This is a genomic window from Arthrobacter oryzae (assembly GCF_037911235.1).
Taxonomy (GTDB): Bacteria; Actinomycetota; Actinomycetes; order Actinomycetales; family Micrococcaceae; genus Arthrobacter; species Arthrobacter oryzae_E.
In genome coordinates this window covers 37,982-50,415 of record NZ_JBBLYW010000017.1, presented here as the reverse complement: position 1 = coordinate 50,415, position 12,434 = coordinate 37,982, and the positions used below count along the sequence as shown (strand labels likewise).

Here is a 12,434-nt window from a genome sequence, read left to right as displayed (position 1 = left end):
GCGGGCGACTCTTCCGGGTGTGGACCGCGTCTACCGAAGGCTCAGGACGTCTGCGAGCCTCCGCCCGTCAACATAGATCTCGGCCCGCGCCGCACCAACTGCTGATACAGCTGTGTGCGTGAGCTGGGCTTCCAGCCGGGGGATGTCGCAGGTGCCGCCCGGGCGGATGGTCCCGGTCAGGTTCACCACCACAGTGGTGCCGTCGAAGTAAGCGGAAAGGTACTTCAGCGCGGAGTTGTCCAGCGAGTTGTACAGCCCGTCCGGGGGGCTTCCGCCGCCCAGCAGGATGGCGAGGGCGGTCCGGAGCGGTTCCTCCGCCGCGGCGGGGTTGTGGAAGACCGCAACCAGGCTGTCGTTGCAGCCGAACCGCACGCCGGTGCTGCCGCCGTCGTCCAGTGCCACGAAGTACACGGGTGTCCCGCCGGGCACCAGGCCTTCCGGCGTCGCCCGGCCGCCGGCGGCTGGCAGGGTGTCGGTGGCGGAATCGTCGATAGTTGCTGCGGCTCCGCGGTTGGCTCCCGCCTGCGGCGCGATGCTGTCGGCCGTCATGGGTTTGGCGCTCGCGCCGGACGAGGCGGCAGCCGCCGGGCCGGAAGTTAGAGCCTCCGGGCCGGACGAAGCGGCCGTCGCCGGACCCGATGCGGGGAGTGTGGCAGCGGCGCTTGTGGTGACCGGAAATGGCGCGGGCAGCGGCTGCGGTGCCGGCATACCGCCGGGCTGGATGGCCGTACTGGCCGGTGAAGCTCCGGGCGGCAGCGAGCACGATCCGAGCCACAGCGGAAGCATAAACGCGGCAGTTGCCGCTATTGCCCGGACCCCAGGCGTGGACATCATGAACGCACCGCACTTCCAGCTCTCGCACGTCCCCGTCTCAACGTTACGGCGGAGCGTCTGTCCGCGGAATATGTGCCGAGTGACGGTTTTGCGTCAGCTCCATCACGGAATGGTGACGCAAAACGCCCCCGGCGGCTGCCGGGGGCGTTTTAGGGGGAGAAGCAGGCTTGGTGCGGTGGATCAGGCGGCTGCGGCTGCGGTTGCGGCATTGGCCAGGGCATCGAAGACACCCTTGATCTGCTCCACAACTTCGGCGTCATCCTTGGGGTGCAGTTCGGCGAAGCGGACCATGGAGCCCGGAACGGCAAGCTTGGCGTCCTCAAGGACCCGGGCGCCGGCGATGCCGACAGCCTTCCGGGCTTCGTCCTGTGCCCAGACGCCGCCGTACTGGCCGAACGCGGTGCCCACGACGGCGGTCGGCTTTCCGTTGAGGGCTCCGGCGCCGAACGGGCGGGACAGCCAGTCGATGGCGTTCTTCAGCGAGGCGGGGACGGTTCCGTTGTGCTCCGGGGTGACCAGCAGCAGGACGTCGGCGTCGTTGGCGGCGGCGCGGAGGGCGGCGGCGGCAGCCGGAACCTGGCCCTCGACGTCGATGTCCTCGTTGTAGAACGGGATGTTGCCCAGGCTTTCGTGGATAACAACGTCAACCTGCTCGGGGGCGTTCAGCTGGATGGCTTCGGCGAGCTTCTGGTTGGTGGATTCGGCGCGCAGGCTGCCGACCAGGGCAAGTACGGTGCTCTTGGACATGTGAACTCCTAGTGTCTGGCCGCGGGAGTATCCGCCGGCTGGTTGATCATGGAGGCTGGTTGATGCCTTCACTCATGCTAAACGGACTGCGGTCCGATTCTTATTCCCCGACGTCGAATCTTCCGGTGTGACGCTCATCGCAGCGCGCTCCACTAACACCGCTCGATTAGACTCAAAGGCGGTCGCTCGTCCGGAGGCGGTTCATGATCACTGGGGAACGGGACTGCGTCCCCAACGGAAGTCCGCAGCCTAGCCCACGGAGTCGATGTGCCCCACCCCCTAGAAACAGCCGAATGCCATGTACCCGCGGTGGCGCAGGGCCGCCCGCTCCCGTTGTGGAACCGCAAGGGTGCCGGCATCTGCCTCGGGCTGGTTGTGATGGCAGGGTTCCTGCTGCTGGTCCAGCTTCAGCCTTTCAGCGGGTGGGGGGTCCTCGCGCTGACAGGTCTGCTGGCCGTGGCGGTGCCAACCGCACGTCAGTTGTCCCAGCGGATAGTCATCCTGGGCTGCCTGTACTTTGGAGCGGTTCCCTTGCTGTGGTGGATACCCCTCCCCACGAGTTTCCCTGGGTGGGGCCAGCTGCTCCTCGGCGGGCTGATATCCGGACTTGCGATTTGGATCATCGGGTCCCCGAACCGGAAAGCGGCGGCGGCCTCGCTCCTCCCGTCAGTGGGCAAGGCGGATACCCTGCTCCTGGTTGCTGCAGCCCTCGGTTCAGCCGTGTTGTTGCCGTATTTCCGCGTCTTCACGGGCCCGCAGGCCCTGGGGCTGCTGTTGGCCAGTTGGGATAACTCTTCCCACTTCAGCATGTACAACATGATCCGAAGCCACGGCACGGTGGTCCCGATGGCCGGCATCTCGGAGAGCGGCCATCCGTGGGTCTTCATGGAGTATCCGCAAGGGTTCCACGCCGCTCTCGCAACCATGGCCGACCTCGCGGTGGGGCATGCACCCGGGCCCCTGGGCATCGAGTTGGTGACCTACAGCCGGCTGAGTTCCCTCGCTGCCGTTGGTGCGACGGTGATGGTGACCGCCGGACTCACCTCGTTGCCCTGGATCAGGGAGCGGCCCATGATGTGTACGCCTTTCGTTGTGCTGGCCATCACGGCGTGGTCATTCGGCACCGCCTCCGTCGCCACGCTGCATGCGTTCCAGAACTTTGTGGTTGGTGTTGCGTTGCTGGCCTGCCTGATGATCGTGGTGTCCTTCGCGGACTCCCTGGCCAAGCCGGTGGTTTTCGCAACCTCGGCCGCCGCGATTGTTGGGATTGCCAATACATGGGCGCTGTTGCTGCTCCTGGTGGTGCCGCTGGCCGCCTTTGCCGTCTTCCCGTGGTCGCGGCAACGATGGCAGGGTACGAAGGCCGCCTGGCTGGCAAACGGCGTGGTGGCGGCGGCGGGCCTGATCGGCCTGGCCCTGGTGGGCCTGCAAATTTCCCGGATCGAGACCGGCACCGTCGTGACAGCCATAGGCAGGGTGCCGAGCTCCACCCACGGCGTGGAAATCGCCACGTTTCTTGTTGCCATGGCGGCGTCAATACTGCTGGTGCACGGCAACTTCAGGGACTTCCTCACCAGTCCGGGAAAGATGCCCGCGGCCGCCAGGCTTGTCGTCATTCCCGTCCTCGGCCTGGCCGTTGTCATTGCGCTCGGCACTTACCAGATAGTGAGTGCCGGAAAGGTCAACTACTACTCGCTCAAGCTGGCCTTGGCGGTAGAGCTCATGCTGCCCGTCATTGCGTGCATTGCCGTGACGGCCCTGGTTGGCCGGTGGCTTGCGTCCCAAAGGTACGGCCGCCCCAGGGGGCTGGCGGTCATGTCTGCGCTGGCAGCCCTGGCGTCCACGCAAGTCTTTGGGCTCACCGTCCAGGACACCAGGCCGCTCGGCATGGATCCGATGACGCCTTATCAGCAGGGAATGTCCACCATCGAGTCGCACACCAGCAAGAATGCTGAAGCCGCCACGGAGCTGTTCCGCGCCGCGGAGGGCCACACGGCCGGCCGGGGGGATGCCATGTACATCATCAATTCCGAGCACATCGACCCGCTCCTGGCAGCCACGTGGTACCTGGCGCTGACGGGCACCCACAACCAAAACACGAACAGGCTGGTAGAGGAACTGCGGCCGCTCCACGAGGGCTACGGAGGTAATCTCGCTCAAGTGGCAGAAAATGTGCTGGGAGCGGATCCCGACGTTTCCCTTGTCCTTGATTCGACCCTTCGCGACTTTCTTGAATCGGAAGGGCTGCCCGACCAGCTCCTCGAGCGAACCATAGGCGTGAACTGACTTCCGCGAACACCGCGGGGCTAGAATATCCGGTGTGAGCCTCATCCCAATCCGGTCCGGATCGCAGCTGGGCGGGGAAGCGGAACGCAGCGACGCCGCCCGCAACCGGGAGCTGCTGCTCAAGGCCGCCCGCGAACTCATCGAGGAGTGCGGCGCGGACGGCCTCACCATGGACCGCCTGGCCGAACGGGCCGGCGTCGGCAAAGGCACTGTCTTCCGGCGGTTCGGCTCCCGGGCCGGGCTGATGATGACGCTGCTGAGCGACTCGGAGGCGGAGTTCCAGGGCCGGTTCATGTTCGGCCCGCCGCCCCTCGGCCCGGGCGCGCCCCCGCTGGAACGGCTCGTGGCATTCGGTGCGGAGCGGATCGCCTACGTCCTGGAGTACGGGGAGCTGGCCCGCGCCGCGGACTCCTCTGCCTACAACCGCTTTGATGTACCGGCCGCCGTACTCTGGCACCGGCACATCGAAATGCTCCTGCGCGCGGCCGGCGTAACCGCGGATCCCTGGCTCATGGCGATGTCGCTGAGCTCCACCCTGGATCCCGAGCGGCTGCTCTACGCGGTGCGGGTGCACCACGTTTCTCCGGAACGGCTTGCGGAGTCCTGGCGCGAGCTGGTGACGAGTCTCGTCAGGTGCCCAGGCGGCGGCGACCACCAGGCGGAGGAGCGGCCTGGGGGCGGAGGGTAATCCGGCCGGACGAAGGGTAATTCCAGCGGGTGGCCGTCCACTCAAATCAATCATCATGATTTATTCATAACGATCTGGTACAGGACACCCGTGTTTCCGCTTAAGGGCACCCTGGAGGCTTCTTCTTATGTGGTAGTTTCCTCTGGAATGTGACCCGCAACATAGTCCACCAGGACAAGGCCCCAGGGCATGCGGGCGGCCAGACACCCGCTGGCCATGATCCCGGACCGGCGGCGGAACCCTCGCCGGTGCGGGGGATGACGGAAGGATCGACTGCTGTGAATGCTGAAATGACACCCGCCGGGAACGGCACCTCCGCACAGCTGCCGTCACTGCGCGGCGCGGAACTGGCACCGGCGATCCAGAGCTAGGCAGACATGTTCCGCTACCTCGCCAAAAGGGCAGCCACGTACCTGCTCATGATCTTCCTGACCACGACGGCGGGCTACTTCCTTGCCGTCAGCACGCTGCAACCGGCGCTGCTGGAACAAGAACGCATTCCACGGCCGACGCCCGAGCAGGTGACCAATTCCTTCCGGCTCAAGGGCCTTGACCCCACGCTCAGTCCCTGGGAACGCTATGTGGACTGGCTCACGGCGGTGGTCACCCGCTGGGACTGGGGACGAAGCCCCAACGGTGCATTTATCAACGCCGAATTCGGCGACCGCGTGTGGATTTCCACCCGGCTGTTCCTGGCATCCATCGTCCTGACCCTCATCATCGGCGTCGCGCTGGGCGTCTACACCGCAGCCCGGCAGTACAAGTTCCAAGACCGCGTCATCACGTCCTACAGCTACCTCGTGTACATCGTGCCCGCCCCGATCGCCTACTTTCTGGTCCAGCTGGGTGCCATCAACATCAATGAATCCATCGGCGAACGGATCTTCTTCGTCACAGGAATCTCCACTCCCGGGCTGGAGGGCAGCGCCTGGGTTCAGTTCGTGGACATGCTGGCCCACTACGCAGTGCCCACGCTGGCCATCACGCTGGTGGGCTGGGGAACGTACCAGATCGCCCAGCGGCAGTACCTGCTGGACAACGTCAACGCCGACTTCGTCCGCACGGCCCGGGCCAAGGGCCTCACCCGCAACCAGGCCATCGCCCGCCACGCCCTGCGCGTCTCGTTCATCCCGGTGGCCCAGAGCATCGCCTTCACCATCCCGGCCATCTTTGCCGGCGGATTCTTCGCCGAGAAGATCTTTGCCTGGCCCGGCGTCGGTTCGTGGAGCATCGACGCCATTGCCCTGCAGGACGTCAACGCAGCCACCGCCACGCTCGCCTACGGCTCCGTCATCTTCGCGATCGGCGCCATCCTCGCGGACTTCGCCACCACGCTTGTCGACCCGAGAGTGCGGGTGCAGTAACCATGACCAACCTGAATGCCATCGACCCGGTTGCTGTCGCCGAGGAAGCAAAGATCGAGAATGACGACGTCGTCATCGCCAAGTCCTCGATCATCCTGCGGCGCTTCCTGCGGAACAAGACGGCCGTGGCCGGCCTGGTCATTTTCCTCGCCCTGACGGTCTTCTCCTTCGTGGGAGGCTTCTTCTCCCCCTGGGACAAGGAAACCATCGACCCTTTCAACATCGGCATGCCGCCCTCGGCGGAGCACCTGCTGGGCACGTCCCAGGCCGGCATCGACCTCTATGCCCTGATGGTGGAAGGCACCCGGATCTCCATCCTCATCGGCCTGGTGGTCGGCCTGGTCTCGGTGCTGATCGCCGCCGTCTACGGCTGCACCATGGCCTACTTCGGCGGCAAAGTGGACAAGGTCATGCTCTTCATCCTGGAGGCCCTCATCATGATGCCGGCACTGCTGGTGGTGGCAGTGGCCACCAGCGGCGGCGGTAACGGCCTGCGGGAGAACCTGCCCAGCTGGCTGCTGCTGATCATCGTGCTCCTGGTCTTCAGCTGGATGGGCACCGCGCGCCTGATCCGCTCCCTTTCGATGTCGCTCATGCAGCGCGATTTCGTCAAGGCCGCCCAGTACATGGGCATCCCCGGCCGCCGGATTGTCTGGCGGCACCTGGTCCCCAACATCGGCTCCCTGCTGGTCCTGGACATCACGCGCGGTGTCACCGGCGCCATCCTGGCCGAGGTGGCGTTCTCCTTCATCGGCATCGGCATCAAGGTCCCGGATGTGAGCCTGGGCGTCCTCATCAACCAGGCGACCTCCCAGGTCCAGACGTTCCCGTGGATGTTCTGGGTTCCGCTGGTGGCGATGTTCCTGCTCACGGGTTCGCTGGCCATGATGAACGACGGCCTCCGCGACGCGTTCGACCCCAGCTCCAGCTCAGTTGGCAGGGCCAATGGCAGGAAACAGAAGACTGCAGGGAAGAGAAACAAATGAGCAGCGACACCACAGCCAGCACAGAGCGCACCGATTCGGTGGCGGAGCGTCTGCATGTCGCAGGGCTGCATGTATCGGGTGATGCCCCGGCGGATGCCGTCCTGTCCGTCCGGGACCTGAACGTCCGGTTCAACTCGGAGAACGGCGTGGTGCACGCGGTCCGCGGCGTCGGCTTCGATCTCCTGCCCGGCAAGACGCTGGGCATCGTGGGCGAGTCCGGCTCGGGGAAGTCGGTAACCTCACTGGCCATCATGGGCCTGCTCCCCGCCACCGCCGGGGTCACCGGCTCGGTGAAGCTGAACGGCACGGAATTGCTGGGTCTCAGCGACAAAGCCATGTGCCGGTACCGCGGCAACGACATCGCCATGGTCTTCCAGGATCCGCTCTCATCCCTGACGCCGGTGTACACGGTAGGGAACCAGATCATCGAGGCGCTGACCGTCCACCACCCGAAGATGAGCAAGCAGGCCAAAGAAGCCCGCGCCGTCGAACTTCTTGGCAGGGTGGGGATCCCCAGCCCGAAGGACCGCCTGACGGCGTTCCCGCACGAATTTTCCGGCGGGATGCGCCAGCGCGTCATGATCGCCATCGCGATCGCCAACAACCCGCGGGTACTCATCGCGGATGAGCCGACGACGGCGCTGGACGTCACCATCCAGGCGCAGGTCCTGGAAGTGCTCCACACCGCGCAGGAGGAGACCGGCGCCGCCGTCGTCATGATCACGCACGACCTTGGCGTGGTGGCCGGGATGGCGGACGACATCATGGTGATGTACGCCGGAAAACCGGTGGAAACCGGCAGCGTGGACGACATCTACTACAGCCCGCGGATGCCCTACACCATGGGCCTCCTGGGCGCCGTGCCGCGCGTGGACGTCGCGGAAAAGGCCTCGCTGGTGCCCATCGAGGGCATTCCGCCGAATTTGATCCACTCACCCACGGGATGTTCCTTCGCGCCCCGGTGCCCGCTGGTGAGCGATTCCTGCCTGCAGGGGGAACCGGAGCTGTGGCCGGTCAGCGGCCCCCGGGGAGCGGCGAACGGACTACCCGGCAGCGGGCCTGCCGGCAGCGGCGTCCACAAGGCGGCCTGCATCAAGACCGACTCCTTGGGTGCCGAAGTGGACGTCCACGAGATCTTCCATGCCCCCGCCGTTCCGGTCTCCCGCTTCGACGCCGTTCCGCGGCTCGAACGCAGGAAGGTACTGGAACTTCGGGACGTCCGGAAACACTTCCCGTTGCTGAAGGGTGCGCTCATCAAGCGGCGGATCGGGACGGTGAAGGCCGTGGACGGGCTGAGCTTCGATATCCGCGAGGGCGAATGCTTTTCGATCGTGGGCGAGTCCGGCTGCGGGAAAACCACCACTCTGCTGGAAATCATGGAGTTCCACAAGGACCAGGACGGCGAGGTCACCATCGGCGGACTGAGCAACAAGGCAGCCTCCGATGCCAAAACAAAGAGTGCCATGCGCAGGGAACTGCAGATGGTGTTCCAGGACCCCACCGGCGCCCTTGATCCGCGCTTCACCGTCTTCGAAGTGCTGTCCGAACCACTCGAGAACGCCGGCCTGGCCAAGCCGGCAATCCGGAAACGCATCATGGAACTGATGGAGCTGGTGGGCCTCCAGCCGGACCACGTCAACCGGTTCCCCAACCAGTTTTCCGGCGGCCAGCGCCAGCGGATCGGCATCGCCCGCGCGCTCGCCGTCAACCCCAAACTGGTGGTCCTCGACGAACCCGTGTCCGCACTGGACGTCTCCGTGCAGGCGGGCGTCATCAACCTCCTGGACAAGCTCCGCGCGGAACTCGGCCTGAGCTACCTCATGGTGGCCCACGACCTGTCCGTGGTGCGCCACATCTCCAACCGCGTAGCCGTGATGTACCTCGGCAAGATCGTGGAAATCGGTGACGTGGACAGCGTGTTCGACAACCCGCGACACCCCTACACGCGGGCACTCCTGTCCGCGATCCCGGTGCCGGACCCGCAACTGGAACGAACCCGCGAACGCATCATCCTGCAGGGCGACCTTCCGTCGCCGCTGGATGCACCCAAGGGCTGCAACTTCGCCACGCGCTGCCCGGTGTTTGCCGCGCTCCCTGCCGCGAAGCAGGAAAAATGCCTCACGCTTGAGCCGCCACTGGAAACTGTCTCCCACCCGCAAGCAGTCCACCCGCGGACACATGCGGCCGAAGCGGACCAGCTGTCGACGGACCAGCAGTTTGCCTGCTTCTTCCCGGACGGCGAACTCGACACGGACATGCTTGTTGTCCACGAAGGCCCATAACTTGCCCGATCCCCAAAGCACCAACTCTCGCACCAAAAATGAAGGGAAAACCATGAAGAATCTGACCAAGATTGGCGGGGTGGCCGCCGTAACGGCAGCCCTCGCGCTCACCGGCTGTGGCGGAGGCGGCACCCCCTCGGGCCCCGACGCCGGCAAGGGCCAGGACGCCGGCAGCGACCTCACCAAGCTGATCAGCATCAACGCCAAGGACGCCAAGGACCTGGAACCGGGTGGCACCGTGACGCTTTCGCTGGGCAACATCGGTCCGGACTTCAACGGCTTCTCCAACAACGGCAACAGCGCAGACAACACGGCGCTGCACCGGCCCGTTGACGGTGCGGGCACCTGGGGCTGCTGGAACTTCGACTTCGACGGCACAGCGACGCCGAACAAGGACTTCTGCGAGGACGTCAAGAGCGAGGTTAAGGACGGCAAGCAGACCATCACCATCAAGGTGAATGAGAAGGCCACCTACAACGACGGCACGCCGATCGACGTCAAGGCTTTCGAGAACACGTGGAAAATGCTCAAGGGCGAGAACAAGGACATCGATATCGTCAGCTCCGGCGCGTACGAGTTCGTTGACTCCGTGAAGGCCGGCTCCAGTGACAAGGAGGTTGTGGTCACCACCACCCAGCCTGTTTACCCGCTGGATGCCCTCTTCACCGGCCTGATCCACCCGGCCGTGAACACTCCCGAGATCTTCAACACCGGCTTCACCGGAGACATGCACCCGGAGTGGATGGCAGGACCCTTCAAGCTGGACAAGTACGACAGTGCCGCCAAGACTGTCACCCTGGCCCGGAATGACAAGTGGTGGGGCACCAAGCCCGTCCTCGACAAGGTGGTCTTCCGCCAGCTGGAGAGCAGCGCCGCGATTGCCGCCTTCAAGAACGGCGAGATTGACGGCGTTTCCGCCAACACCATCACTCCCTACAAGCAGCTGGACGGCACCAAGAACTCCGAGATCCGCCGCGGCCAGCGGCTGTTCGCCGGCGGCCTGAACCTGAACGCGCAGAAGGCCCCGCTGACGGACGTCGCCATCCGCAAGGCAATCTTCACCGCCGTGGACCGTGAGGCCCTGCGCAAGGTCCGCTTCAACGGGCTGAACTGGGAAGAGACCAGCTCCGGCTCTATGATGCTGCTGCCGTTCTCCAAGTACTACCAGGACAACTACCCGGCCACGGAATCCGGTGCCGAGGCAGCCAAGAAGGTACTGACCGACGCCGGCTACACGCCCAACGCCGCAGGGATCATGGAGAAGGACGGCGTTCCCGCCGCATTCAAGATCAGCAACTTCGGCGATGACCCCACCACCCTGGCCTTCGTGCAGACCCTGCAGAAGCAGCTCCAGGCCGGCGGCATGGATGTAGGAATCGACCAGCGCGCCTCCGCCGACTTCGGCAAGGTACTGGGCAGCCGCGACTTCTTCCTCAGCGTCTCCGGCTACACCGTGGGTGCTGACGCAACAGACGCCGTCAAGCAGTTCTACGACTCCAAGACCAACGAGAACGAGCTGGGCGACGCCGAGCTGGATGCCGAGATCAAAGCGCTCAGCAGCATCGAGGACAACGCCGAGCGCAACAAGGCGGCCATGGAAGTTGAAAAGAAGCACATGGCCAAGTACTTCTCCATGGGCGTTGTGATGAACGGACCCCAGATCTCGTTCGTGCGCACCGGCCTGGCCAACTACGGTCCGTCCCTGTTCAAGAGCCTGTCCCAGGTTCCGGACTGGACCACCATCGGCTGGGAAAAGAAGTAACAGCAGCCTGACAGCAGTAACGCCAGGGCCGGCATCCCGTGATCTGTTCAGACGAACTCTTCACGGGGTGCCGGCCTTCGCCGTGCCGGTCCGACGCTCTCGCACTTGCTGCGCCTTTCCGGGCCATCCTCTCTCACTTTTCGCGCATTTTCGCCAGACCGTCTCTCACCGGCGCGGGATTTCCCGACACGATCCGGCGGGAAGTGAGAGAGCGTTTGATGAAACAACGCGGGAAGTGGGAGAGCGTTTGATGAAACAACGCGGGAAGTGAGAGAGCGTCCGGGAGTAGCGTTGGAGCATGAGCACAGAAGCAACTCCCGGCTCCGGCCTGAGCAAGCCCGCCATCCGGACGGCAGTCGCCGGCTTCGGACTGTCCGGCCGCGTGTTCCACGCGCCGCTGATCGCCGCCAACCCCGCGTACTCCCTGGACGCCATTGCGACGTCCGACGCCGGGAGGCAGGAAGATGCGTCCGCCAGCTACCCTGCGGCGCGGCTCGTGAACACCCCCGCCGACCTCCTGGCGCTCGCCGGCGACCTTGACCTGGTGGTCCTCGGGACGCCGCCGGCCACCCACTACCCCCTGGCGAAGGCCGCGCTGGAAGCGGGGCTCGACGTCGTCGTCGACAAGCCTTTTGCGGTGCGCAGCGCCGAGGGCAGGGAGCTGGCGGACCTTGCCGCGCGCCGTGGCCGCGTACTGACTGTCTTCCAGAACCGCCGCTGGGACGGCGACTACCTCACGGTCAAGGGCCTGCTGGAAAGCGGCGCCCTGGGAACTGTGACCCGGTTCGAGTCGCGGTTCGAGCGCTGGTCCCCGGAAGTCTCCAAGGCCTGGAAAGCGGAGGCCACCGCGGACGCCGGCGGTGGAGTGCTTTTCGACCTCGGTACGCACCTTATTGACCAGTCGCTGCAGCTGTTCGGCCCGGCGACCGTCACGCACGCGGAACTCCGGGCCCGGCGGCAAGGAGAGAAAACAGACGACGACGTGTTCGTAGCCCTGCAGCATGACTCCGGCGTGGTCAGCCACCTCTGGATGAACATGCTCTGCGCCCAGCAGGGACCCCGTTACCGGCTCCTGGGGTCGGAAGGCGGCTTCACCAAGCACGGCGTCGACCCCCAGGAGCCGTACATTGTGGCCGGCGGAGGGCCTCTGGACGAGGAATACGGCGTCGAGGGCGCCGAATGGGCCGGGCTCCTGGGCCGCGACGGACACCTGGACCGGCTGTCCACCGAGCGGGGAGCGTACCCGGAGTTCTACCGGATCCTCGCGGACAAAATCAACGACGGCGGCACCGCCTCGCCGCTGCCCGTCCCGGTGGATCCGGCTGGGCCGATCGAGGTCCTCAAACTAATCGAACAAGCACGGGAAATGGCGACGCAGAGGGCTTAACCAAAACTGCGCTGAACGACAGACATCCGGCAGCGTGCGTCAAAGCGACGAAGGAGCAGCACGCCGAGGATGTGTGTCGTCCAGCGCAGCGGGACGAA

9 protein-coding genes are annotated in these 12,434 nt (G+C 65.2%); 7 read left to right on the top strand and 2 right to left on the bottom strand.

The annotated features are described in order from the left end of the window. Positions 1-30: 30 nt before the first annotated feature. Entirely contained in the window at positions 31-834 is an 804-nt protein-coding gene (locus WMN78_RS05190; RefSeq protein WP_340532443.1) for a GerMN domain-containing protein, read from the bottom strand. Between the two features lie 180 nt (positions 835-1,014). After that, a complete protein-coding gene (locus tag WMN78_RS05185) occupies positions 1,015-1,581 on the bottom strand; it encodes an NADPH-dependent FMN reductase (RefSeq protein WP_340532442.1) in 567 nt (188 codons plus the stop codon). Between the two features lie 267 nt (positions 1,582-1,848). Here WMN78_RS05185 and WMN78_RS05180 point away from each other — a divergent pair, with 267 nt between their 5' ends. The 7 genes from WMN78_RS05180 (at position 1,849) to WMN78_RS05150 (ending at position 12,336) form a co-directional block, all read left to right on the top strand. Continuing rightward, positions 1,849-3,867 (top strand): hypothetical protein, encoded by a 2,019-nt coding sequence (locus WMN78_RS05180; RefSeq protein ID WP_340532441.1) that lies wholly within the window; start codon positions 1,849-1,851, stop codon positions 3,865-3,867. Positions 3,868-3,901: 34 nt separating this feature from the next. Next, positions 3,902-4,555, top strand: a complete 654-nt coding sequence (locus WMN78_RS05175; protein ID WP_340532440.1) for a helix-turn-helix domain-containing protein — start codon at positions 3,902-3,904, stop codon at positions 4,553-4,555. Between the two features lie 377 nt (positions 4,556-4,932). Then, complete coding sequence (locus tag WMN78_RS05170; RefSeq protein ID WP_340532438.1) at positions 4,933-5,919, top strand: ABC transporter permease; 987 nt, start codon at positions 4,933-4,935, stop codon at positions 5,917-5,919. Between the two features lie 2 nt (positions 5,920-5,921). Then, the gene (locus tag WMN78_RS05165; RefSeq protein ID WP_340532436.1) at positions 5,922-6,905 is read left to right on the top strand and encodes an ABC transporter permease; all 984 of its coding nucleotides are present in this window, start codon (positions 5,922-5,924) and stop codon (positions 6,903-6,905) included. After that, a complete protein-coding gene (locus tag WMN78_RS05160; RefSeq protein WP_340532434.1) occupies positions 6,902-9,187 on the top strand; it encodes a dipeptide ABC transporter ATP-binding protein in 2,286 nt (761 codons plus the stop codon). The genes WMN78_RS05165 and WMN78_RS05160 overlap by 4 nt, the downstream gene beginning before the upstream one ends. 52 nt (positions 9,188-9,239) lie before the next feature. Next, complete coding sequence (locus WMN78_RS05155) at positions 9,240-10,949, top strand: ABC transporter family substrate-binding protein (protein ID WP_340532433.1); 1,710 nt, start codon at positions 9,240-9,242, stop codon at positions 10,947-10,949. A gap of 298 nt (positions 10,950-11,247) precedes the next feature. Beyond that, positions 11,248-12,336, top strand: a complete 1,089-nt coding sequence (locus WMN78_RS05150) for a Gfo/Idh/MocA family protein (RefSeq protein WP_340532432.1) — start codon at positions 11,248-11,250, stop codon at positions 12,334-12,336. Positions 12,337-12,434: the final 98 nt, after the last annotated feature.

Excerpts from the sequence above, each read along its gene's own strand:
- WMN78_RS05165 (WP_340532436.1), top strand. The coding sequence starts at position 5,922 with ATGACCAACCTGAATGCCATCGACCCGGTTGCTGTCGCCGAGGAAGCA.
- WMN78_RS05185 (WP_340532442.1), bottom strand. The coding sequence starts at position 1,581 with ATGTCCAAGAGCACCGTACTTGCCCTGGTCGGCAGCCTGCGCGCCGAA.
- WMN78_RS05190 (WP_340532443.1), bottom strand. The coding sequence starts at position 834 with ATGATGTCCACGCCTGGGGTCCGGGCAATAGCGGCAACTGCCGCGTTT.
- WMN78_RS05150 (WP_340532432.1), top strand. The coding sequence starts at position 11,248 with ATGAGCACAGAAGCAACTCCCGGCTCCGGCCTGAGCAAGCCCGCCATC.
- WMN78_RS05155 (WP_340532433.1), top strand. The coding sequence starts at position 9,240 with ATGAAGAATCTGACCAAGATTGGCGGGGTGGCCGCCGTAACGGCAGCC.
- WMN78_RS05170 (WP_340532438.1), top strand. The coding sequence starts at position 4,933 with ATGTTCCGCTACCTCGCCAAAAGGGCAGCCACGTACCTGCTCATGATC.
- WMN78_RS05160 (WP_340532434.1), top strand. The coding sequence starts at position 6,902 with ATGAGCAGCGACACCACAGCCAGCACAGAGCGCACCGATTCGGTGGCG.